19 protein-coding genes and 1 pseudogene are annotated in these 21451 nt (G+C 71.1%); 10 read left to right on the top strand and 10 right to left on the bottom strand.

Features of this window, described 5'->3' with window-relative positions; translation table 11 throughout:
* Positions 1-16: 16 nt before the first annotated feature.
* Genes AC07PU_RS14555 through AC07PU_RS14535 form a run of 5 tightly spaced genes read right to left on the bottom strand, consistent with a single transcriptional unit; the run spans position 17 to position 5099 of the window.
* Entirely contained in the window at positions 17-892 is an 876-nt protein-coding gene (locus AC07PU_RS14555) for an HpcH/HpaI aldolase/citrate lyase family protein (protein ID WP_296781975.1), read from the bottom strand.
* Complete coding sequence (locus tag AC07PU_RS14550; protein ID WP_495318361.1) at positions 892-2079, bottom strand: CaiB/BaiF CoA transferase family protein; 1188 nt, start codon at positions 2077-2079, stop codon at positions 892-894. The genes AC07PU_RS14555 and AC07PU_RS14550 overlap by 1 nt, the downstream gene beginning before the upstream one ends.
* On the bottom strand, positions 2070-3365 hold the full coding sequence (locus AC07PU_RS14545; protein WP_495318359.1) for an acetyl-CoA hydrolase/transferase family protein: 1296 nt from the start codon (positions 3363-3365) through the stop codon (positions 2070-2072). Before AC07PU_RS14545 ends, AC07PU_RS14550 begins: the two co-directional genes overlap by 10 nt.
* Complete coding sequence (locus tag AC07PU_RS14540; protein WP_203203631.1) at positions 3362-3826, bottom strand: MaoC family dehydratase; 465 nt, start codon at positions 3824-3826, stop codon at positions 3362-3364. Before AC07PU_RS14540 ends, AC07PU_RS14545 begins: the two co-directional genes overlap by 4 nt.
* Positions 3827-3866: 40 nt before the next feature.
* Positions 3867-5099 (bottom strand): CaiB/BaiF CoA transferase family protein, encoded by a 1233-nt coding sequence (locus AC07PU_RS14535; protein WP_495318356.1) that lies wholly within the window; start codon positions 5097-5099, stop codon positions 3867-3869.
* Between the two features lie 227 nt (positions 5100-5326).
* Here AC07PU_RS14535 and AC07PU_RS14530 point away from each other — a divergent pair, with 227 nt between their 5' ends.
* The 3 genes from AC07PU_RS14530 to AC07PU_RS14520 all read left to right on the top strand — a co-directional run bounded on the left by AC07PU_RS14530 (position 5327) and on the right by AC07PU_RS14520 (position 8220).
* Positions 5327-6493, top strand: coding sequence for an acyl-CoA dehydrogenase family protein (locus AC07PU_RS14530; RefSeq protein WP_490878222.1), 1167 nt, complete (start codon positions 5327-5329; stop codon positions 6491-6493).
* A 70-nt stretch (positions 6494-6563) separates the two neighbouring features.
* Complete coding sequence (locus AC07PU_RS14525) at positions 6564-7532, top strand: Bug family tripartite tricarboxylate transporter substrate binding protein (protein WP_398495517.1); 969 nt, start codon at positions 6564-6566, stop codon at positions 7530-7532.
* A 7-nt stretch (positions 7533-7539) separates the two neighbouring features.
* Positions 7540-8220, top strand: a complete 681-nt coding sequence (locus AC07PU_RS14520) for a nitroreductase (RefSeq protein WP_495318353.1) — start codon at positions 7540-7542, stop codon at positions 8218-8220.
* A gap of 16 nt (positions 8221-8236) precedes the next feature.
* On the opposite strand, the gene AC07PU_RS14515 is transcribed toward AC07PU_RS14520, so the two are convergent.
* Positions 8237-9202, bottom strand: coding sequence for an AraC family transcriptional regulator (locus AC07PU_RS14515; protein ID WP_495318351.1), 966 nt, complete (start codon positions 9200-9202; stop codon positions 8237-8239).
* Positions 9203-9305: 103 nt separating this feature from the next.
* Here AC07PU_RS14515 and AC07PU_RS14510 point away from each other — a divergent pair.
* Positions 9306-10333, top strand: a pseudogene (locus tag AC07PU_RS14510) (SDR family oxidoreductase).
* A gap of 18 nt (positions 10334-10351) precedes the next feature.
* Here AC07PU_RS14510 and AC07PU_RS14505 read toward each other — a convergent pair.
* Entirely contained in the window at positions 10352-11242 is an 891-nt protein-coding gene (locus AC07PU_RS14505) for a helix-turn-helix domain-containing protein (protein ID WP_177239346.1), read from the bottom strand.
* Positions 11243-11429: 187 nt separating this feature from the next.
* Between AC07PU_RS14505 and AC07PU_RS14500 the strand changes: the two genes are divergently transcribed.
* Positions 11430-13631 (top strand): DUF6351 family protein, encoded by a 2202-nt coding sequence (locus tag AC07PU_RS14500; protein WP_495318349.1) that lies wholly within the window; start codon positions 11430-11432, stop codon positions 13629-13631.
* A 7-nt stretch (positions 13632-13638) separates the two neighbouring features.
* Here the strand turns inward: AC07PU_RS14500 and AC07PU_RS14495 are convergent, their stop codons facing one another.
* Entirely contained in the window at positions 13639-15630 is a 1992-nt protein-coding gene (locus tag AC07PU_RS14495) for an alkyl/aryl-sulfatase (RefSeq protein ID WP_495318347.1), read from the bottom strand.
* A 114-nt stretch (positions 15631-15744) separates the two neighbouring features.
* Between AC07PU_RS14495 and AC07PU_RS14490 the strand changes: the two genes are divergently transcribed.
* The 3 genes from AC07PU_RS14490 to AC07PU_RS14480 are packed head-to-tail and all read left to right on the top strand — an operon-like array spanning position 15745 to position 17711.
* Complete coding sequence (locus AC07PU_RS14490; protein ID WP_495318345.1) at positions 15745-16668, top strand: LysR family transcriptional regulator; 924 nt, start codon at positions 15745-15747, stop codon at positions 16666-16668.
* A gap of 30 nt (positions 16669-16698) precedes the next feature.
* A complete protein-coding gene (locus tag AC07PU_RS14485) occupies positions 16699-17208 on the top strand; it encodes a flavin reductase family protein (protein WP_431510960.1) in 510 nt (169 codons plus the stop codon).
* The gene (locus tag AC07PU_RS14480; RefSeq protein ID WP_495318342.1) at positions 17205-17711 is read left to right on the top strand and encodes a BON domain-containing protein; all 507 of its coding nucleotides are present in this window, start codon (positions 17205-17207) and stop codon (positions 17709-17711) included. The genes AC07PU_RS14485 and AC07PU_RS14480 overlap by 4 nt, the downstream gene beginning before the upstream one ends.
* 4 nt (positions 17712-17715) lie before the next feature.
* On the opposite strand, the gene AC07PU_RS14475 is transcribed toward AC07PU_RS14480, so the two are convergent.
* Complete coding sequence (locus AC07PU_RS14475; protein WP_495318340.1) at positions 17716-18042, bottom strand: DMT family transporter; 327 nt, start codon at positions 18040-18042, stop codon at positions 17716-17718.
* Between the two features lie 171 nt (positions 18043-18213).
* On the opposite strand from AC07PU_RS14475, the gene AC07PU_RS14470 reads away from it, so the two are divergent.
* Together AC07PU_RS14470 and AC07PU_RS14465 are read left to right on the top strand one after the other, a co-directional pair.
* Positions 18214-19116: a DMT family transporter gene (locus AC07PU_RS14470; RefSeq protein WP_495318338.1), complete on the top strand. Its 903-nt coding sequence runs from the start codon at positions 18214-18216 to the stop codon at positions 19114-19116.
* Positions 19117-19129: 13 nt separating this feature from the next.
* Positions 19130-20071, top strand: coding sequence for a glutaminase (locus tag AC07PU_RS14465; protein WP_208511028.1), 942 nt, complete (start codon positions 19130-19132; stop codon positions 20069-20071).
* A 6-nt stretch (positions 20072-20077) separates the two neighbouring features.
* On the opposite strand, the gene AC07PU_RS14460 is transcribed toward AC07PU_RS14465, so the two are convergent.
* The gene (locus AC07PU_RS14460; protein ID WP_495318335.1) at positions 20078-21277 is read right to left on the bottom strand and encodes an AGE family epimerase/isomerase; all 1200 of its coding nucleotides are present in this window, start codon (positions 21275-21277) and stop codon (positions 20078-20080) included.
* Positions 21278-21451 lie beyond the last annotated feature (174 nt).

The following is a 21451-nucleotide window of genomic DNA, read 5'->3' as shown; positions in this document are numbered from 1 at the left end:
GGTACCGGCGGGAAGTCTAGCCGGAGCCCACCGGCCCGCCCGGAGCGGCCAGGCCGAGGATGCGGCGCGCCTGCACCTCGTGCGGCCGGTCGATCATCCGGCCGTCGAGGCTCGCCACGCCCGCGGGCGTGGCGGCGAGCGCGTCCAGCACGGCGCGGGCCCAGCGGCGCTCCGCCTCCGAGGGTTCGAAGGCCGCGTTGACGACGGCGCACTGGTCCGGATGGATCGCCGCCTTGGCGCGAAAGCCGTCGACGCGCGCCGCCGAGGCCTCGGCGCGCAACCCCTCGGCATCGGCGAAGTCGGTGTAGACCGCGTCGATGGCCATCACCTCGGCCGCCGCGGCGCCGAGCAGGCACAGGTTGCGCGCGAGCTCGAACGGCGCGCGGTAGCGCCCGTCCGTGCGGTTCGACGACGCGCCCAGCGCACCCGCCAGGTCCTCGGCACCCCACATCAGGCCGCACAGCCGCGCGCTGCTTCCCGCATAGCCGGCGAGCCCCAGCACGGCGGCCGGCGTCTCGGTCGCCACGGCAATGATCGAGGTGCGGCCCGGCGGCAGCGCGAGCGCCGCCTCCATGCCGTCGAGCACGTGGTCGAGGCGAACGATGTCCTCGCGCCCCGCGCACTTGGGCAGCACCACGCCGTCGGGCGCGCCGGGCATCACGGCGCCGAGGTCGGCGAGCGTGAGGCCGGTGTCGAAGGCATTGACGCGCACGAACACCCGGCGCCCGGCCCGCTCGCGGCCCAGGGCCTCGCGCGCCAGCCGCCGGGCCTCGTCCTTGCGCTGCGGCGCCACCGCGTCCTCGAGGTCGAGGATCAGCGCGTCGGCGGCGCTCGTGAACGACTTGTCGATCTTGCGCGGGCTGTCCGCGGGCACGAAGAGGAAGGAGCGCATCAGGGCATCTCTTTGGATTGGGAATCGAGGGCGCCGGCGATCGCGCCGGCCTGCAGGAGGCCATCGAGCCGGTCGCCACCGATGCCCCAGGCGCGCGCGACGGCGAGGCCGCCCACGCCGGTCTCGGGTGGCGGACGCTGGATGGCGCCCGGCGTGCGCGACAGCCGCGGCGCCGGCGCGGGCTGCGCGACGCCGTCGACCTGCACGAAGCTCGCGCGCGCCCGGTTGTGTGGATGCGCCACCGCCTGCTCGTGCGACAGCACGGGCGTGACGCAGGCATCGCAGTCCTCGAACAGCGCGCACCAGTCGGCCTGCGTGCGGCTCGCGAACAGCGCGCCGAGCATGGCCTTGGCCGCGGGCCAGGTGGCAGGATCGTCGAGCCCCGCGAGCGCATCGGGCGCAAGGCCGGCGCGTTCGGCGAACACCGCGCGAAACTTGCGCTCGATCGCGGCGAACGCAACCCAGGCGCCGTCCGCGCAGCGGTAGACCTCGTAGAACGGCGCGCCCGAATCGAGCAGGTTGCAGCCGCGCGGCGCCGCGTGCATGCCGGCCGCATAGAGGCCGAAGAACGAGGTCATGAGCAGGGCCGCGCCCTCGACCATCGACGCATCGATGACCTGGCCGCGGCCCGAGCGGCCGCGCTCGACCAGCGCGCAGGCGATGCCGAAGGCCAGGTTCAGCGCTCCGCCCGCATAGTCGCCGACCAGGTTCAGCGGCGGCGTGGGCGCCTGCCCGGCCCGGCCCATGGCATGCAGCGCGCCGGCCAGCGCGATGTAGTTGAGGTCGTGGCCCGCGGCGCGGCTCATCGGGCCGTGCTGCCCGTAGCCGGTCATGCGGCCATAGACCAGCGCCGGCTGGCGCGCCAGGCAGGGTTCGGGGCCGAGCCCCAGCCGCTCCATGGTGCCGGGCCGGAAGCCCTCGACCAGCACGTCGGCCGCGCCGGCGAGATCGGCCGCGAGCGCCACGCCCTCGGGCGCCTTGAGGTCGATCGCGATCGAGTGCTTGCCGCGGTGCGGCAGTTCGAAGCGCCGCGGCCGCAGCAGCCCGATGTCGACCGCCTCCTTGCGCTCGACCAGCAGCACCTCGGCACCCATGTCCGCGAGCAGCATGCCGCACAGCGGCCCCGGGCCGATGCCCGCGAACTCGAGCACGCGGATGCCCGCGAGCGGTCCCTGTGTCAGTGCCATGCCCTTCTCCCCCCGATGGATGCGCGCCAGCCGCGGGCCAGCGCTTCGCGGAATTCAGGCGCGGCGATCGCGATCAGCCGCTCGGCCCGCTGGTCCAGCGTGGCGTGGCGCAGGTCGGCGGCGCCGAATTCGGTGACGACCAGGTCCACGTCCGCGCGGCCGATGGTGGCCGGGTTGCCCGCGAGGTCGAGCACGATGCGGCTGCGTCGTCCGCCGTCGGCGGTGGCCGGCAGCACGGTGATGGCACGCCCGCCCGGCGACTGGCGCGCGGCGCGCGCGAAATCCAGCAGGCCGCCGACACCGCCGCGCTGGCGTCCGCCGATGGCCTCGCAGTTGACCTGGCCCGACAGGTCGACCTCGAGCGCGCCATTGATCGCGCACAGGCGATGCAGCCGCGCCATGACCTCGGCCGCGTGCGTGTAGCAGGCGGGGCGCACCTCGACGGCCCGGTTGTCGTCGACCCAGCGATAGAGCTCGGCGCTGCCGATCACGGTGTTGGTCACCGAGATGCCGGCGTCGATGCCCTTGCGGCTGTTGTTCGCCGCGCCCGTGCGCACGAGCCGCGCGCCGGCGTCGCCGAGCACGCCCGAATGGATGCCGAGGTCGCGGTGCCCGCCGAGTTCGGCCAGCGCGGCATCGGGCAGGCTGCCGATGCCGGTCTGCAGCGTGGCGCCCTCGGGGATGGCGGCCGCGACATGGCGCGCGATCGCCTGCTCCACCGCCCCGAAACGTGCCGGCGCCAGCTCGACCGGCGGGCCGTCGGCTGCCACCCAGTGGTCGACGCGCAGGTCGGCCGGCAGCGCCGCGCCATGGGTCCAGGGCACGGCGGGATTCACCTCCGCGATCACCACGCGGGCACGCCGCGCGGCGGCCAGCGTGTAGTCGTTGGCCAGACCCAGGCTCGGCGGCCGGTGCGCTCCGCCCGGCGCCACCTGCAGCAGCACCACGTCGGCGCGCAGCGTGCCCTCGGCGAACAACCCGGCCAGCAGGGCGTAGCGCTCGGGCAGCACCTCGAGCAGGCCGCGGTCGGCCAGGCCGCAGGTGCGCGCCATCGCGCCGTACGAGACGAAGCGCAGGCCCCGCGGCACCGGGCCGTCGAAGCTCGCCGACAGGGTGGTGCCGAGGAACACCGTCGACGGCAGCGCCGCGCCGTCGTCCGCCATCAGCCGCCGCGTCAGCGTCAGCGGCTCGGCCGCGGCCTGGCCGCAGACGATCCAGTCGTCCGCGCGCAGCAGGCCGCGCAGGTCGAAGTCGCGCGCATCGACCGGCGACGAGCCGCCCGTCATGCGAGGGCCGGTTCGGGCTGCCGGCGCATGAAGGCGGCGCGCTGGCAGACGCAGACGATCTCGCCGCGCTGGTTGTAGCCGCGATGCTCGAAGTCGACGATGCCCGCGTCGGGCCGCGACTTCGAGACGCGCTTGCTCTTGACCGTGGTCTCGATGCGCAGCGTGTCGCCCGCGAACACCGGCTTCGGGAACGTGACCTCGCGCATGCCGAGGTTGCCGATGGTGGTGCCCAGCGTGGTCTCGCTGACCGACAGGCCGATGACCAGCGCCAGCGTGAAGGTGCTGTTGACCAGCGGGCGGCCGAACTCGGTCTTGGCCGCGAACTCGACGTCCAGGTGCAGCGGCTGCGGATTCATGCTGAGCACGGTCGCCAGCAGGTTGTCGGTTTCGGTGACGGTGCGCGTGGTCGCGTGCTGGAAGATGTGTCCGATCTCGAACTGCTCGAAGTAGAGGCCTGCCATGGTGGGTCCTGTGCGTGGGTGGAAGCGGAGGGAAAGAAATTCAGTCGCGCGGCCCGGGGCGGCCGTCGACCGTGCTGCCTTCGGCCAGCATCGCTTCGATGCGCGCGGCATCGAAGCCGGCCTCGGCCAGCAGCTCGACGCTCTGTTCGCCGATGCGCGGCGCATGCCGCCGGATCGAGACGTCGGCGCTGCTCCAGCGCGTGCTGGGCCGCATCTGCACGATGCGGCCTTCGGACGGATGCTCGCCGCGCTCGAAGAAACCCACCGCCTCGAGGTGCGGATCGACCAGCAGGTCGTCGATCGAGTTGACGCGCGCGCACGGCACCTCGTGCGCGCGGCACAGCGCGAGCCACTCGTCGGTGGTGCGGGTGGCGATGATCTCGGCGAGCTGCGCGTAGGTCGCGTGGTAGTTGCTGGCGCGCGCGCTCTGGCTGCCCAAAAGCGGATTGCTGTCGATCTCGTCGGCGCGGCCGATCGCGGCGTAGAAGGCCCGGAACTGCTTGTCGTTGTAGGGCGTGGCGGCGATGTAGCCGTCGAGCGTCCTGTAGGGCCGGCGGTGCGGCGTGAGCAGGCGGCTGTAGCCCGACTCGCCGATCGGCGGCTCGAAGGCCTGTCCGTTGAGATGGTCGCCGAGCACGGTCTGCACCAGCGTCTCGAACATCGGCACCTCGATCGCCTGGCCGATGCCGGTGCGCTCGCGCATCAGCAGCGCGGCCAGCGTGGCGTGCGCCGCCGTCAGCCCGGTCACGCGGTCGGCGACGGTCATCGGCACGAACACGGGCTCGTCCAGGCCCGCCCGCACGAACAGGCCCGACACGCCGGCGCCGGCCTGGATGATGTCGTCGAAGGCCGGCTGGTTGGCATAGGGGCCGTGCTCGCTGTAGCCCACGAGCGCGACGTAGACGATCGACGGATTGATCGCGCGCAGGTCCTCGTAGCCGAGCCCGGCGCGCTGCATCGCGGCCGGACGCACGTTGTGGATGAACACGTCGGCCGAGCGGCAGAGCGCGAACAGCGCCTCCTTCGCGGCCGGCTGCTTGATGTCCAGCACGATGCTGCGCTTGTTGCGGCCGTTCGCCAGATACATCGCCCCCATGCGCGGCGTGCGCGCCATGCCGGCGTGGCGCATCACGTCGCCCTCGGGCGGCTCGACCTTGATGACGTCGGCGCCGTAGTCGCCCAGCACCTGGGTCGCGACCGGGCCCATGAGCACCGTGCTCATGTCGACGATGCGGAAGCCCGCGAGCGGCGCGGGCGTGGGGGGAACTGTCATGCGTCTCCTGATGATTGTTCTTTGTCGTGCACGAATAGTACACATACATGAACAATATCGCCAAGCTCCTGAAACGCTTTTGCTGACTCGACAAACTCTTTTGACTTCGGGTTTTTGCTCGCCCCCAGGGGAAAATCATCTCCATCGGCGATCAGTCTAGGTGTTCTCCCCCATGTCAATATTGAACACATAGATGAATGATTGGGTTTTCAACCTGTCGCCCGTCCATGAATTTCCAGCTCAGCGCCGAACAGGAATCCATCCGCGATTCCATCCAGAAGATCTGCCGCCGTTTCGACGATGCCTACTGGCTCGAACGCGACCGGGAAGGCGGCTTCCCCACGGCGTTCGCCGACAGCCTGGCCCAGGACGGCTGGCTGGGCATCTGCATTCCCGAGCAATACGGCGGCTCGGGGCTCTCGATCGCGGATGCGGCCGTGATGATGCAAACCATCTCGCGCTCGGGCGCCGGGATGTCGGGGGCCTCGGCGGTGCACATCAACGTGTTCGGGCTCAACCCCGTGGTCGTGTTCGGCAGCGAGGCCCAGAAGCAGCGCATGCTGCCGCCGATGGCGCGCGGCGAGGTCAAGACCTGCTTCGCCGTGACCGAGCCGAACACCGGCCTCAACACCACCCAGCTGCGCACGCGCGCGCAGCGCCGCGGCGACCGCTACGTGGTCAACGGCAGCAAGGTCTGGATCTCGACCGCCCAGGTCGCGCAGAAGGTGCTGCTGCTCGCGCGCACCACGCCGCTGGAGGAGGTCGAGAAGCCCACGCACGGGCTCACCCTGTTCTACACCGACCTCGACCGCAGCCGCATCGAGGTGCGCGAGATCGAGAAGATGGGCCGCAAGTGCGTCGACTCGAACGAGCTGTTCATCGAGGACTTCGAGATTCCCGTGGAAGACCGCATCGGCGAGGAAGGCCGCGGCTTCGAATACATCCTGCACGGCATGAACCCCGAGCGCGTGCTGATCGCCGCCGAGGCGGTCGGCCTGGGCCAGCTCGCGCTCGAGCGCGCCACCGCCTATGCCAACGAGCGCGTGGTCTTCAACCGCCCGATCGGCCAGAACCAGGGCATCCAGCATCCGCTGGCCCGCAACTGGATCGAGCTCGAGGCGGCCTGGCTCATGGTGATGCAGGCGGCCTGGCAGTACGACAGCGGACTGCCCTGCGGCGCGGCCGCGAACGCCGCCAAGTACCTGGCCGGCGAGGCCGGCTTCAACGCCTGCCAGCAGGCGGTGATGACGCACGGCGGCTTCGGCTACGCGAAGGAATACCACGTGGAGCGCTACCTGCGCGAGATCATGATTCCGCGCATCGCGCCGATCAGCCCCGAGCTGGTGCTGTGCTTCATCGCGGAGAAGGTGCTGGGGCTGCCCAAGTCCTACTGAGACACACGGCACGCACGCCACGCATCGACCGACCGGACCCACAACAAGCCCTCAGCGGCAGGAGACACGCATGCAGATTCTGGATTCCTTCCTGGCGAAGGCGCTCGCGGCGGGCGCGCTCGCCCTGGCCTGCGCCGCGGCCTCGGCCCAGCCCTATCCCGCCAAGCCGATCCGCGTCGTGGTGCCCTTCGCCGCGGGCAGCGGCACCGACGTGATGACGCGCGTGCTCATGGAGGACGTGCACAAGGGACTGGGCGCCCCGATCGTGATCGACAACAAGCCCGGCGCCAACGGCTCGATCGCCGCCGAGGCCGTGAGCAAGGCCGCGCCCGACGGCTACACCCTGCTGCTGGGCACGAGCTCGGCCCACTCGGCCAATCCCTGGCTCTACAAGAAGCTCAACTACGCGCCGATCAAGGACTTCACCGCGATCGCGCGCACCACCAACTTCCCGTTCGTGCTGGTGGTCAATGGCACCTCGCCCCTGACCAACGTCGCCGACTTCCTCAAGGCCGTGCGCGGCGGCGCGAAGAACACCATGGGCTACGGCAACGCCACCGGCCAGGTGGCGGGCGCCCACCTGATGAACGTCGGCAAGTTCTCGGCGATCGCGGTGCCCTACCGCAGCACGCCGCCGGCGCTGGTCGACCTGGTGGGCGGCCAGTTCGACTTCATGTTCGTGGACCTGGCCTCGTCGCAGGGGCTGGTCAAGGACGGCAAGGTGCGGCCGCTGGCCATGATGGCCGACAAGGGCTCGGTCCTGATGCCGGGCCTGCCGGCGCTGGGCGAGACCTTTCCGGGCTTCTCGTACATCGCGTGGGGTGGACTGATGGGGCCGGCCGGCATCCCGCCGGACATCGTCGCGAAGCTCAGCGCCGAAGTCGTCAAGTCGCTCAACAAGCCCGCGATCAAGGAACGCTTCGCGGCGCTGGGCCTGGAGCCCTATCCCGCGCCGCCCGAGGAGTTCGCGCGCTTCATGGTCGAGCAGGAAGCGGCCTGGGGCACGCGCATCAAGGACGCCGGCATCCAGGCGGAGTGAGGCGGCGTTGAGCGCATCCGAAGTCCAGACGCTCGCGCACCTCGCGTCGCGCCGCCGCAGCTGCCGGGCCTTCCTGGACGAGCCGCTGCCCGACGCCACCATCGAGCGCCTGTTCGAGACCGCGCGCCACACGGCCTCGTGGTGCAACACGCAGCCCTGGCGCATCGTCGTGACACGCGGCGCGGGCACCGAGCGCTTCCGCGCGGCCATGCAGGCCGCGGCGCGCGCGCAGCCGCCGGCCGGCGACTTTCCCTTTCCCGCCGGGTACCGCGGCGTGCACCTCGAGCGGCGCCGCGAAGCCGGCCTGCAGCTCTACGACGCCGTCGGCGTGCGCCGCGGCGATCGCGACGCCTCGGCGATCCAGGCACTGCGCAACTTCGACTTCTTCGGCGCCCCTCACGTGCTGGTCGTCACCGTGCCGGCCGAGCTCGGGCCCTATGCGCTGGTCGACGCCGGCGGCTGGGTCGCGAACTTCCTGCTGGCGGCCGAGGCGCACGGCGTCGCGGCCATCGCGCAGGCCGCGCTGGCGCGGCACGCCACGGCGATCCGCGCGCATTTCGGCCTGCCCGCCGACCAGCAGGTCGTGTGCGGCATCTCCTTCGGCCGTGCCGATGCGGACGATCCGGCGAACGGCTACAGGACCTCGCGCGCGCCCATTGACGCGACCCTGCAGTGGTCGCGCGATTGAAGGGGGCGGCGCGCGCCTAGGATTCCTGCGGCGCCGCCTCGCGGCCCGCGAGTCCCACCCTCGCCCCCGCGCGCAGCGCCTGCCGGTAGGCCGTCGGCGAACTCCCGGTGACGCGCTTGAAGGCATGGCTGAACGCGCTCTCGGAGGTGTAGCCCAGGCTCTGCGCCACGAGCGCGACCGGCGTGTCGTCCTCGCCCAGGGCGCGCTCGGCCAGGCGCATGCGCCACTCGGTCAAATAGCCCAGCGGCGCGATGCCGGCCACGGCCTTGAAGTGCGAGGCGAAGGTGGTGCGCGACATGGCGCAGGCGCTGGCCAGCTCCTCCAGGTGCCAGGCACGCGCCGGATCGTCGTGCATCGCCCGCAGGGCCGGCGCGATGCGCGGCTCGCTCAGCGCGCGCAGCCAGCCCGCGACCAGCGGCCCCGAGGTTCCCAGGTGCGCGCGCAGGATCTGGATGAACAGCAGCTGCGCGAGCTGGGCCGCGGCGAGTTGCGCACCCGGCTGTGCCTGCGTGCGCTCCTCCATCAGGTGATCGAGCAGCCAGCGGAACACCGGGGCCTGCGGCGCCGACGCGCGGACATGGATCCACGGCGGCAGCGCATTCAACAACAAGGGCCCGCTGACCGGGTCGAGCAGCACATGGCCGCCGATGTGCGCGAACTCGCTGCCGTCGCCGAGCTGCGCCGAGGAGCGGCCCGCGCCCGAGAACAGGCCCATGGCATCGACCGGCTCGACCTCGGGATCGCTGGACAGGATCGACCAGCGGTGCGCCGACAAAAGCCCCACGTCGCCGGTCTCGAAGCGCGCGGGTTCGGGCTCCCCCTCGATGCGGACCCAGCAGTGGCCCTTCACGACGGCGAAGAACTTGATCTTGTCGGGCGCCGGAAAACGGAGAGCCCAGGTACCGCCGGCCGTGAAGCCGCCGGTCACCAGGCTCTGCGCATGGGTCAGCTTGAGGATGTCGGAGAAAGGATCGGCGCTCATCTTCGTACTATCGCGCAAGCAAAGCGTACGCCCAAGCATTCACAGTCCGAGCCCCTCGAAATATCGTTCCCCATCTCGCATCACACACGAACAAGGAACGGACATGGAACAGGCTTTGGTATTGGTCACCGGCGGCACCGGCTTCATCGCGCAGCACTGCATCCTCGCGCTGCTGGCCCAGGGATTTCGCGTCCGCACGACCGTGCGCACGCTCGCGCGGGAAGCGGAGTCCGCGAGCACCTCAGAACGGGCGGCGCCGAGCCGGGCGAGCGGCTGGGCTTCGTGGTCGCGGACCTGGGCGCGGACGCCGGCTGGGCCGAGGCCGCAAAGGGATGCACCTACGTGATCCACGGCGCCTCGCCCACGCCATCGGGCACCTACGCCACCGACGAGGACTGGGTCCGGCCGGCCGTCGACGGCAACCTGCGCGTGCTGCGTGCCGCGCGCGACGCGGGCGTCCAGCGCGTGGTCCTCACCTCGGCCTTCGGCGCGGTCGGCGTCGGCCATGGGCCGATGGACCGGCCCTTCAATGAAGAGGACTGGAGCAACCTCGCGGGCGATGTCGCGCCGTACCAGAAGTCGAAGACGCTGTCCGAGCGCGCCGCGTGGGCCTTCGTCGAGAAGGAAGGCCGTGGCCTCGAGCTCGCGGCCGTCAATCCGACCGCGGTGCTGGGCCCCGCGCTCGGCGCCGACTTCTCGCACTCGATCCAGATCATCAAGGGAATGATGGACGGCCAGCCCGGCTCGCCGAAGATCAACTCGGGCTTCGTCGACGTGCGCGATGTCGCGGACCTGCACCTGCTCGCGATGACCCATCCGGCCGGCAAGGGCGAGCGCTTCCTCGCGATCGCGGGCGAGAGCCTGTGGCTGGCCGACGTGGCGGGCATCCTGCGCGAGCGCATGGGCGCGGCGGCACAGAAGGTGTCGACGCGAGCCCTGCCGAACTGGCTGGTGCGGCTCGGCGCGAAGACCGACCCGCGCATGAAGGCCGTCGTGCCGATGCTCGGCGTGAACATGAACGCCACCAGCGAGAAGGCCCGGCGGCTGCTCGGATGGAATCCGTGCTCGGCCGAGGAGGCGATCGTCGCCACGGCCGAGAGCCTGGTGCGGCTCCAGCTGCTGAAGGCGTGAGCGGCGCACGCCGCCGCCTCATTCCCTCCCGCGCGCCCGGTAGCTGCCGGGCGCGATGCCGGCGAAGCGCCGGAACGCGCTCGACAGGTGGCTCTGGCTGCTGAAGCCGCACTGCAGCGCGATCTCGACCAGGCTCAGCTCGGTGCGCAACAGCAGCGTCCTCGCGCGCGCGATCCGCGCGGCCATCAGGTAGCGGTGCGGCGGCATGCCGAAGGCGCGCTTGAACCAGCGCGCGAACGAATAGACATCGAGTTGCACGAAGGCGGCCATCTCGGCGAGCGTGAGCTTCTCCTGCAACTGGTCGAGGATGAACTGCTGCACGCGCCGGCGCAGCGCGTCGCCGGCCTCGATGCGCTCGACCTGCAGCCGCGGATCGGCCGCGTGGTGCCGCCGCAGGTAGGCCGCCAGTGCCACCGCGATGCTTTCGCCGTAGATCGCACCGCCCGGATAGCCCTCGCGGATGTCGGCGGCGAGCGCGAGGCTGGCCTGCCAGACGAAGCCGTCGCGGATGCCGTTGCCCGGCACCAGCTCGACCGTCCTCGCGCCCGGCGAGCTCGAGACGGCCTGCACCAGGCCCGGCGTCAACCCCAGCACCACGCCGCGCCAGCGGCCGCGCGCATGCCCGCTGTACGACAGCCCGGCGGGAAAGATGCCGAAGCTGCCCGGTGCGAAGTCACCCGTCACCGGCCGGTGCCCCGACCAGTGGATGCGCGCGGAGGTCAGTGCCTCGTGATGCAGCATCACGCCGTGCTGGAACAGCACGGTCTCGGGCATCTCGCCGCCCGAGCCGCGCCACTCCTCGAGCCGCAGCCCGGGCCAGAGGCCCTGGTCCTGCAGCAGGACCGCCTCGGGTTCGAACTTCGTGCGGGACGCGGTCGTGGTGTCGAATCGCTCGGCGAAGGTCTGCACGGGCGTCTGGTCTTTCTGTCGGGGAAGGAAGGCACGAGTGTCCGACGCGCGGCCCGCCGCGGGCATGCAGGTTTGCCCGCAGCGCCCGCAAGCAATTGCAAGATTCTGAAAAGCCGCGCCGTTTCGTGGAAGCCATGGCCGCGCGCGCTGCCTAGCATCGCGCCGCCAATCAATACCTGGAGACACGATGAGCGAGAAGACATGGAGCGGCCGCGGCGGCGTGCTGCTGGCGGCGTGGTGCATCGGCGGCGGCGCGCTGCTCGCCGGCTGCGGCGGCGGCGATGGCGGCGCGCGCTTCGCGGGCCTTCCGCCCGCGAGCACGGGCAACCCCGCGCAGCCGCCCGCAACGACGACCGCGGCAGCAGACATCAAGGTGCTGTCGAACCGCGCGGACCTCGTCAGCGGCGGCGACGCGCTGGTCGAGATCGTGCCGGCCGCGGGCATCGCGGCGAGCGCGCTGCGCATCGAGCTCGACGGCACCGACGTGTCGTCCGCGTTCGCGATGCGGCCCGGCGAGCGCTTCATGGGGCTGGTCACCGGCATGAGCGAGGGCCGCCATCTGCTGAGCGCGCGCGCCGGCGACACGGCGCTGTCGTCGCTAGTGATCACGAACCACGCCAACGGCGGGCGCATCCTCTACGGCCCGCAGATCCAGCCCTGGGCCTGCGATGCCGGCGCGCAGGACGCCGACTGCAACCGCCCCGTGAGCTACGGCTTCAAGTACCTGTCGAGCGATCCGGCCGTGGCCGGCTTCCAGCCCTACGACCCGGCCCGGCCGCCGGCCGACATCGCCACCACCACCACCGACCAGGGCCGCACCGTGCCCTTCGTGGTGCGCATCGAGACCGGCGTGCAGGACCGCGACTACTACGACGTGGCAGTGCTGTTCGACCCCGCGAAGCCCTGGGCGCCGTGGCAGCCGCAGGCCGCGTGGAACCGCAAGCTGCTGATCCAGCATGGCTCGGGCTGCGGCAACGGCTACGGCCAGTCCAACGCCCTGTCCTCGCAGCGTGTGCTCGACCGCGATGCGCTCTCGCGCGGCTTCGCGGTGCTGGCCGTGTCGCTCAACGACTCGGGCCACAACTGCAACATCGCCGTGCAGGCCGAGGCCACGATGATGGCCAAGGAGCGCATCGTCGAGGCCTACGGCGAGCTGCGCTACACCTTCGGCTACGGCAGCTCGGGCGGCGCCATCGCCCAGCAGTGGATGGCCAACGCCTATCCGGGCCTCTACCAGGGGATCATCGTCGGCGCCTCCTTTCCCGATGCGGGATCGACCGGCAACGAGGTCGAGGACTGCGCGCTGCTGCGCAACTACTTCGGCCGCACCGCCACCGCGTGGACGCCCGACCAGCAGGCGGCCGCCTCGGGCCACCTGAACACCGCCGTGTGCACCGAGTGGATCGACTTCTACAAGTTCAACAACAACCTGAACCCCTACGCGACCAACATCGCGAACCTTCCCGGCACCTCGCCCACCGCGCTCGGCGGCTGCGACGCGCCCCCGGGCGCGCGCTACGACGCCACCTTCAACCCCGGCGGCGCGCGCTGCACCTCGGCCGACTCGGCGATCTCGATCTTCGGCAAGCGACCCGACGGCTTCGCCAACCGGCCCTACTCGAACGTGGGCCTGCAGTACGGCCTGCTCGCGCTGAAGGCGGGCCGCATCAGCGCCGAGCAGTTCGTGGACCTCAACGCGAACATCGGCTCGCACACCATCGACTACGCGCTGCAGGCGCCGCGCGTGGCGGCCGATCCGGGCGCGATCGAGGCCTCGTACCGCTCCGGCTCGTTCAACCAGGCCAACGGCCTGGGCCAGGTGGCGATCATCGACATCCGCACGCTCGACATCAGCGGCATCCATCACCAGCACCGCTCGTGGACCCTGCGCGCACGGCTCGACCGCGCCAACGGCGGCCACGCCAACCAGGCGATCTGGTACCAGGCCGGCAGCCAGCGCGAGGCCTACGACACGATGGATGCCTGGCTCGGTGGGATCGAGCGGGACGGCGGCGCCACGCCGCTCGCACGGAAGGTGATCGCCCATCGCCCGGCCAGCGCCAACGACCGCTGCGGCAACGCCGATGGCACGGGGCTCTCGATGCTCGAATGCACCGGCCTGGCCGACGGCTCGACGCGCATGGCGGCCGGCGAGGCCATCACGGGCGACGTGCTCGAGTGCCAGCTCGCGCCGCTCGACCGCGCGAGCTACGGCACGGTGGTGTTCTCGGACGCGCAATGGTCGCGCCTGAAGGCCGCCTTCCCCACCGGCGTGTGCGACTTCGGCCGGCCCGGCAAGGGCCAGCAGCCCACGCGCTTCTGGCAGACCTACCTGGACACGCTGGGCCAGGTCGTCGTCGGCGGCATGCCGCTGCCCGACCTGCCCTGAGCCGCGTTCATCGCGGCTCCACCACCGGGAACATCGGCTCGAAGCTGTCGAGCATCGCCATCAGCTCGGCCAGCTTCGCGCGGTCGCCCTCGATGCGCACCTTGCCGGCCAGCACCGCGGCCGGAAAGCTGGTCTGCTTCAGCGTCACGGCGTCGAGCGTGGCGCGGCTCAGCGTCACCGTGGCGTCGGCATCCGGCTGCCGCCCGGCGATGTGGGTCAGGGCCGAGTTCTCGAGCGTCAGCACGAACTGCTGCTTCGAATCCGTGAAGTTCCAGTTGATGACCAGCCGCTTGCCCTCGGCCTTCGCGGCATCGAGGCGCACGCCGAGGTAATCGAAGAACAGGTCGTTGCTCACGGCCTTGAGCGTGTCGGCGTTGGCGGTGCCGCCCGACGGGATCTTCGGCACGCCGTTGCGCAGCTCCATCGCGCCCACCAGGTAGGCGCTGCGCCAGGTGCCGGCCTCCGACTGGTAGCCCAGCTGCTCGAGCGCGTCGGCGCCGAGCTCGCGCGCCGCGCGGTTCGAGGGATCGGCATACACCACCTGGCTCATCGCGCTCGCGACCCAGCGGTACTCGCCCCTGGCGAAATCGCCGCGGGCGCGCGCGATCACCGCCTCGGCGCCGCCCATGTACTCCACCGTCTTGCGGGCCTGGGCCACGGGCGGCAGCGGATTCAGGTTGGCGGGATTGGCGTCGTACCAGCCCAGGTACTTCTGGTAGACCGCCTTCGCGTTGTGCCGCAGGGTGCCGTAGTAGCCGCGCGCCGACCATTCCTGTTCGAGGCTCGCGGGCATGCGCAGGGTCTCGGCGATGTCGGCCGCGGTGTAGCCGTGGTTGAGCAGCCGCAGCGACTGGTCGTTGATGAACTTGTACATGTCGCGCTGCTTCTTCAGCAGCTCGACGATGCGCTCGCGCCCGGTGGTGGGCCAGTGGTGCTGGGCGATCAGCACGTCGGTCCTGTCGCCGAAGGCCACGCGCGCCTGGTCGATGTACTTCGACCACAGGCTGCCGTCGCGCACCTCGGCGCCGCGGATGGTGTAGAGGTTGTGCATGGTGTGCGTCACGTCCTCGGCCATGTTGAGCACGCGGAACTGCGGCAGGTACATCAGCATCTCGGACGGCGCCTCCGAGCCCGGCACGAGCTGGAACACGAACTGCACGCCGTCGATGGTGCGCTCCTCGGTCGGCTTGTCGATGGTGGCGGTGGGCGCGATCAGCGTGACGGTGCCGCGTGCCAGCGCCTTGCCCAGCCCGGTGTCGACCTGGCCGCGCACGCCGGGCGGCAGCAGCGAGCCGAACTGGTACTGCGAGCGCCGGCTCATCGCGTTGCCCGCGAGGATGTTCTCGGCCACCGCGGTCTCCATGAAGCCCGAGGGCGCGATCAGCTGCACCTTGCCGGCCGCCACGTCGGCCTCGTCGACCACGCCCTTGACGCCGCCGAAGTGGTCGGCGTGGCCGTGCGTGTAGACCACGGTGCCGACCGGCTTGCGCGGCCGGTGCTGGTAGTACAGCGCGAGCGCGGCGCCCGCGGTCTCGGCGGCGAGCAGCGGGTCGATCACGATCAGCGTGCTGTCGCCCTCGACGATGGTCATGTTCGCGATGTCGAAGCCGCGCACCTGGTAGACCCGGTCGGTCACGCGGAACAGCCCGTGGATCGCATTGAGCTGCGCCTGGCGCCACAGGCTCGGGTTGACGCTGTCGGCCGGCGCGTCGGCCTGCAGGAAGCCATAGGGCTTCATGCTCCATGCCGGGCGCTCGCCGGCGCCGGGCACCAGCGCGTCGGGCACGGTGCCGATGAAGCCGCGCATCGCGTCCTCGAAATCGCGCCGGTCGGCGAAGGGCAGCGTCTTCGCGAACTCGGCATTGGCGGCCAGCGTGGCGGGCTCCGGCGGCTTGGGCGCGAGGGGCGTTGCCGGCTGCGCAAAGGCCATGGCGCAAGCCAGCGCGGCGCAGGCGGCGGCGGCGCGATGCGCGCGTGAAAGGACGGGGAGGAGATGCATGGTGCGGCCTGGCGCGAAGCTGGAAGCTGGAAAGTGGCGCGATTCTGGGCAGCCGCCAAACCATTGGCAAATGCAAAATACGTCGATCGATTTGAAGAAAAACACAAGATCACGATGCAGCTGCGCCAGCTCCAGCACCTCGTCGCCCTGGCCGAGCAGGGCAGCTTCGGCCGCGCGGCCCAGGCCTCGCACCTCTCGCAGCCCGCGCTCTCGCGCAGCATCGAGGCGCTCGAGGAAGGCCTGCAGGTCCGGCTGATCGACCGCGCCTACGGCACGGTGCGCTTCACGCAGGCCGGCGAGCTGGTGCTCGCGCGCGCCCGCGAACTGCTCATCGACGCGCGCCAGCTCAAGGAGGACGTGCTGCAGCTCGAGGGCCTGGCCGCCGGCAGCCTGCAGGTGGGCCTGGGGCCGTTCGCGGCCGGCATGCTCGGGCGCGCGGCGCTGACCTTGCTGGTGCAGCGGCATCCGCAGCTCTCGGTGCGCACCGAGGTGGCCGACACCGCCACCCTGGCCGAGCGGCTGCACCGGCGCGAGATCGACCTGTTCATCGCCGACACGCGCGACCTCGCGCGCCAGGGCGGCCTCGAGACGATGCGGCTGCCCGACGTGCCGGTGTCGTTCTTCGTGCAGCCGCGCCATCCGCTGCGCAGGCTGGCGTCGGTCACGCTCGAGCAGGCGATGGACTACCCGGTCGCCGGACCCAGGCTGCCCGCGCGCGTGGCCACTCAGTTCGAGCGCCAGGCGAAGCACGCCGGCCGCGGCGTGTTCAACCTGGTCTGCGACGACACCGGCACCCTGCGCCATCTCGCGCTCACGGCGCGCGCCGTGGTGCTGGCGCCCGATGCGCCGGCCTTCCGCCACGAGACCCAGCCACTGGTGCCGCTGCCCATCGCGGGCCTCGAAGGCATGCGCACCCACTACGGCCTGGTCACGCTCGCGGGCCGCACGCCCTCGCCGGCCGCGGCGGCCTACACCCGCTTCGTGACCGAGGTGATGTCGGCCGCGCCGGGGGCGGGAAAGACGGGTGCGCCAGAATAGGCCCCTGCCCTCCACCGTTCCCGCTCCCTCGTGACCACCTTGCGCCGCGCCCAGCCGCCCACCTTCTCGTCCGCTGAATTCCGCGCGGCGCTCGGCATGTTCGCCACCGGCGTGACCATCGTCACGGCGCGCGCGGCCAACGGCACGCTGGTCGGACTCACCGCCAACTCCTTCAATTCGGTCTCGCTGTCGCCGCCGCTGGTGCTGTGGAGCCTGTCGCGCAGCGCCGCCTCGATGGCCGCGCTGCGGGCCGGCTCGCACTACACGGTGAACATCCTGGCGGCCAGCCAGAAGACGCTGGCCGAGCGCTTCGCCACCAAGGACATCGACCGCTGGGCCGACGTGGACTTCACCGAGGGCCTGGGCGGCGCGCCGGTGCTCGCGGGCGCCGCGGCGAGCTTCGAGTGCTTCAACCGCAGCCGCTACGACGAGGGCGACCACGTGATCTTCGTCGGCGAAGTGGAGCGCTGCAGCCACGACGCCGGCGCCTCGCCGCTGTTGTTCCACGGCGGCCGCTTCTACACGGAACATCCTTTGTGAAGTACGCGGCGCCGGTGCTAGCCCTGCTGTGCGCCGTTGCCGCGCCGCATGCGGCGAGCGCGCAGGACGCCGCCGCGCCACTCAAGCAGAACTGGTTCGACGATCCCTTCTTCCGCGTCTCGGCCGGACTGCCGGGTTGCCCCGAACCCGAAGGCCCGTTCTACACCGCCGAGGAGCGCCGCATCCAGATCCATTCGCGGCTCGAGCGCGGCACCAGCTGCTGGCTCGCAGGCAAATGCAGCGACAGCAACGCCTACCGCTACGACAAGCCGCTCGCGCCCAAGGTGCGCGCCGCGCTCGAGGCGGTGCCGGGTGTGCGCCGGGGCAGCGTGTGGGTCATGGTGCAGCGGCGCTGGGTCTACCTGCAGGGCTGCGTGCCCTCGCCCGCGCTGGCGCGCCAGCTCGAACGCGCGGCGCGCGCGCTGCCCGACGTCGAGGCAGTGGTGCCCGACCTGATGGTGGGCACGCGCGGCAAGCCGCCGTACCCGGTCGCGGGGCGCTGAAGCCTCAGCGCGGGTCGAGGTGGAGCACCACCACGCCGAGCACGATCATCGCCACGCCGAGGCAGCGCGCGAGCGAGACCGCTTCGCCGAACAGCAAGACGCCGCAGACGGCGATCAGCGCGGTGCCGGCGCCGGCCCAGACCGCATAGGCCAGGCCGACCTCGAGCTGCCGCACCGCCAGCGCCATGAGCCAGATCGCGAGCGCATAGGCCGCCGCCACCACGGCCGAGGGCAGTGCGCGCGTGAAGCCGTCGGCATGGCGCAGCGCGAGGGTTCCGACGACCTCCGCCGCGATGCTGGCCGCGAGCAGCAGCCATGAAAGATTCCGCATGCCCATGCATGCCTCCCGGGCCCCGCATCTATACCGGATGCGGAACCAGGAACGGGAGGGGCGGTACCCGGGAACGAAACCCGGATGGTAGCGGGGAAGCGCCCGCGCGCTAGGATCGTCGGCGCCGCCGCGCGATGCGGGCGGGCCCGCCTTGCGAAGAACGAACAACAGATGATCCAGAGAAAAACCCACCTCGACGCGCTCGCCATCGGCCTGCTCGTCGTCTGCTGCGCCTTCTGGGGCCTGCAGCAGATCCTCATCAAGACCACCGTGGCCGAGGTGCCGCCGATGTGGCAGGCCTCGATGCGCATGGCCGGCGCGGTCGTGCTGCTGGGGCTGTGGTGCGCCTGGCGCAAGGTGCCGCTGTTCGAGCGCGACGGCACGCTGCCCGGCGGGCTGCTCGCGGGGCTGCTGTTCGCGGGCGAGTTCGCGGGCATCTACCTGGGCCTGCAACTCACCAGCGCCTCGCGGCTCACGGTGTTCCTCTACACGGCGCCGTTCTGGGTCTCGCTGTTCCTGCCGCGCTGGGTGCCGGCCGAGCGGCTGCGCGGCCTGCAGTGGGCCGGGCTCGCGATCGCCTTCGCGGCCGTGGTGCTGGCCTTCAGCGAAGGCTTCGGCCACACCTCCTCGTCGCAGCTGCGTGGCGATGCACTGGCGCTCGCCGCCGGCATGCTGTGGGGCCTGACCACGCTGACCCTGCGTGCCACCAGACTCGCCACCGCGAGCGCCGAGAAGACGCTGTTCTACCAAGTCGCGGTGACGGCCGCGGTCTGCCCCGTGATCTCGCTCTTGCTCGGCGAGACCTGGGGCACGCACTACTCGACCTGGGCCTGGACCTCGATCGCGCTGCAGACCGTGATCGGCGCCTTCGCGAGCTACCTCGCGTGGATGTGGATGCTGCGCCACTACCCGGCCACGCAGATGTCCTCCTTCACCTTCCTCACGCCGCTGTTCGCGCTGGTGTTCGGCGTGCTGCTGCTGTCCGAGCCGCTCACGCCGCAGTTGGTGGTGGCGCTGGCCGGCGTGGCGGTGGGCATCGTGCTGGTGAACCGCGGCGGCGCGCGCCGCGCCTGAAGGAACGAGCGACATGGCGACATCCACCCGATTCCAGCCCGTGCTCGACGAGATCGCGGCCGCGATGCAACCGCTGCTGGGCCAGGCCGGCACGGTGGCCAGCTACATCCCGGCGCTCGCGCGCGTCGACGCGCGGCAGTTCGGCATCGCGCTGCGCACCTGCGACGGCGAGGAGGCCGCGGCCGGCGATGCCGACACGCCGTTCTCGATCCAGAGCGTGTCCAAGCTGTTCACGCTCACGCTCGCCATGCAGGCCGTGGGCGACGCGCTGTGGGAGCGCATCGGCCGCGAGCCCTCGGGCAATCCGTTCAACTCGCTGGTGCAGCTCGAGAACGAGCAGGGCAAGCCGCGCAATCCCTTCATCAATGCCGGCGCGATCGCGGTCGCCGACCGGCTCGTGAGCCATGCGCGCGCCGAGGGCGGCAGCGCCAAGGCGCGCATCCTCGCGCTCATGGCCAGCCTGGCGGGCGAGCCCGTGGGCTTCGACGAGGAGGTCGCGCGCTCGGAGGCCGAGACCGGCTTTCGCAACGTGGCGCTGGCCAACTTCATGAAGAGCTTCGGCAAGCTCGACAACGACGTCACCGAGGTGCTCGACACCTACTTCCACCAGTGCGCGCTGCGCATGAGCTGCCGCCAGCTCGCGCGCGCCGCCGGCTACCTGTGCCGCGACGGCGCGCACCCGATCGACGGCGAGGCCGCGATCACCAGCGAGCGCCAGACCCGGCGCATCAACGCACTGATGCTCACCTGCGGCACCTACGACGCCGCGGGCGACGTGGCCTTCTCGATCGGCCTGCCCTGCAAGAGCGGCGTGGGCGGCGGCATCGTGGCCGTGGTGCCCGACCGGCTCACGCTCAGCGTGTGGTCGCCCGCGCTCGATGCCACCGGCAACTCGCTGCTGGGCATGAAGGCGCTCGAGATGTTCGTGGCGCGCACGGGGCTGTCGGTGTTCTGAGTGGCCTCATGCGCGGAGGGCGCGCAGTACGTCGTGGCAGGCGCCCATCGTGTGGTAGTCGGTCTTGCCGGCCGGGCTCTTCTCGTCGCTGAGCTTGCGGTTGTCGCGCGACAGGATGCGAAACCAGGCGCCATGCTCGTGGTCAATCATGTGCCGCCAGGCGTAGTCCCAGATCCGGTCGTACCAGTCCCAGTAGCGCGGCTCGCCGGTGCGCACCGCGAGCAGCGCGGCGGCCGCGAAGCTCTCGGCCTGCACCCAGAAGTACTTGTCGCCGTCGTAGAGCGCGCCCTCGGGATCGAAGCCGTAGACCAGGCCACCGAACTCGGCGTCCCAGCCGTGGCGCATCGCCGCCTCGAACAGCGACTGCGCGCGCGGCAGCATCCAGCCGGTCTCCACGCCCCGACCGGCGAGCAGGCCCTCGAGTTGCAGCAGCAGCTTGGTCCATTCGGTCAGGTGGCCGGTCTGGAAGCCCCAGGGCTTGAAGATGTCGGCGCGGTTGCCGCGGTTGTGGTCGGCATCGACCGACCAGTCCTCGCGGAAGTGCTCCCAGACCCTGCCCCCGGTCATGTCGGCCTGGCGCAGCGCGATCGCCTGCGCCAGCGTCGCCGCGCGGTCCAGGTACTTCGCATCGCCCGTGGCCTCGAAGGCCGCCATCATCGCCTCGCAGGCATGCATGTTGGCGTTCTGGCCGCGGTAGGGAGACACCGCCCAGTCGGCAGTGGCTTCGTTCGCATAGAGCTGGTGGCGCGGCTCCCAGAAATGCCGCTCGAGCAGCTGCCAGGTCGATTCGATGCCCGCGCGTGCCTCGTCCACGCCGGCCATCGCCGCATGCGCATGCGCGAGCAGCACGAAAGCCAGGCCATAGCAGTAGTGGGTGCCGTCGCGCACCTGCGCGCGGCCCTCGTGCCAGTCGAGCTCCCACAGGTAGCCGCCCTGCGGATGCGCATGGGCGCGCTGCAGGAACGCGAGGCCGTGGCGCGTCGCCGCCAGGTGCTCGGGCCGGCCGAAGCGGCGCCAGGCGGTGGCGTTGTTGAAGACGAAGCGCGTGCTGCTCACCAGGTGGCGCGTGCGGCGGTCGTAGACCGTGCCGTCGTCCTTGAAGAAGTGGAAGAAGCCGCCGCTCGGATCGAGGCTGCGGCCGTCGTAGAACGCGAGCGTGTGCTGCACGTGGCCGATCAGGAATTCGGGCGAGCGGAAGTCGGGCATGGCGAGAAGGGCTGGGTTGCGATGGCTGAGCGCGGCACCTCAGGCTATCAGCATCCCGGCCCGACCGTCGAGAAAACGACGCCCTCACGCAGTGCTCAGAGGGTGTATTTGAAATGATCTACGCGGCCAGCCTAGTAGCGAGGATACGTGCTTCAGCGAGCCAGACCCAAGCGA

It is taken from the genome of Variovorax sp. GW821-FHT10D07, assembly GCF_059415325.1.
This window is presented reverse-complemented; position numbering and strand designations above follow the sequence as displayed.

Excerpts from the sequence above, each read along its gene's own strand:
- AC07PU_RS14470 (WP_495318338.1), top strand. The coding sequence starts at position 18,214 with ATGATCCAGAGAAAAACCCACCTCGACGCGCTCGCCATCGGCCTGCTC.
- AC07PU_RS14540 (WP_203203631.1), bottom strand. The coding sequence starts at position 3,826 with ATGGCAGGCCTCTACTTCGAGCAGTTCGAGATCGGACACATCTTCCAG.
- AC07PU_RS14495 (WP_495318347.1), bottom strand. The coding sequence starts at position 15,630 with ATGCATCTCCTCCCCGTCCTTTCACGCGCGCATCGCGCCGCCGCCGCC.
- AC07PU_RS14535 (WP_495318356.1), bottom strand. The coding sequence starts at position 5,099 with ATGACAGTTCCCCCCACGCCCGCGCCGCTCGCGGGCTTCCGCATCGTC.
- AC07PU_RS14465 (WP_208511028.1), top strand. The coding sequence starts at position 19,130 with ATGGCGACATCCACCCGATTCCAGCCCGTGCTCGACGAGATCGCGGCC.
- AC07PU_RS14550 (WP_495318361.1), bottom strand. The coding sequence starts at position 2,079 with ATGGCACTGACACAGGGACCGCTCGCGGGCATCCGCGTGCTCGAGTTC.
- AC07PU_RS14500 (WP_495318349.1), top strand. The coding sequence starts at position 11,430 with ATGAGCGAGAAGACATGGAGCGGCCGCGGCGGCGTGCTGCTGGCGGCG.
- AC07PU_RS14525 (WP_398495517.1), top strand. The coding sequence starts at position 6,564 with ATGCAGATTCTGGATTCCTTCCTGGCGAAGGCGCTCGCGGCGGGCGCG.
- AC07PU_RS14515 (WP_495318351.1), bottom strand. The coding sequence starts at position 9,202 with ATGAGCGCCGATCCTTTCTCCGACATCCTCAAGCTGACCCATGCGCAG.
- AC07PU_RS14545 (WP_495318359.1), bottom strand. The coding sequence starts at position 3,365 with ATGACGGGCGGCTCGTCGCCGGTCGATGCGCGCGACTTCGACCTGCGC.
- AC07PU_RS14475 (WP_495318340.1), bottom strand. The coding sequence starts at position 18,042 with ATGCGGAATCTTTCATGGCTGCTGCTCGCGGCCAGCATCGCGGCGGAG.
- AC07PU_RS14460 (WP_495318335.1), bottom strand. The coding sequence starts at position 21,277 with ATGCCCGACTTCCGCTCGCCCGAATTCCTGATCGGCCACGTGCAGCAC.
- AC07PU_RS14555 (WP_296781975.1), bottom strand. The coding sequence starts at position 892 with ATGCGCTCCTTCCTCTTCGTGCCCGCGGACAGCCCGCGCAAGATCGAC.
- AC07PU_RS14530 (WP_490878222.1), top strand. The coding sequence starts at position 5,327 with ATGAATTTCCAGCTCAGCGCCGAACAGGAATCCATCCGCGATTCCATC.
- AC07PU_RS14490 (WP_495318345.1), top strand. The coding sequence starts at position 15,745 with ATGCAGCTGCGCCAGCTCCAGCACCTCGTCGCCCTGGCCGAGCAGGGC.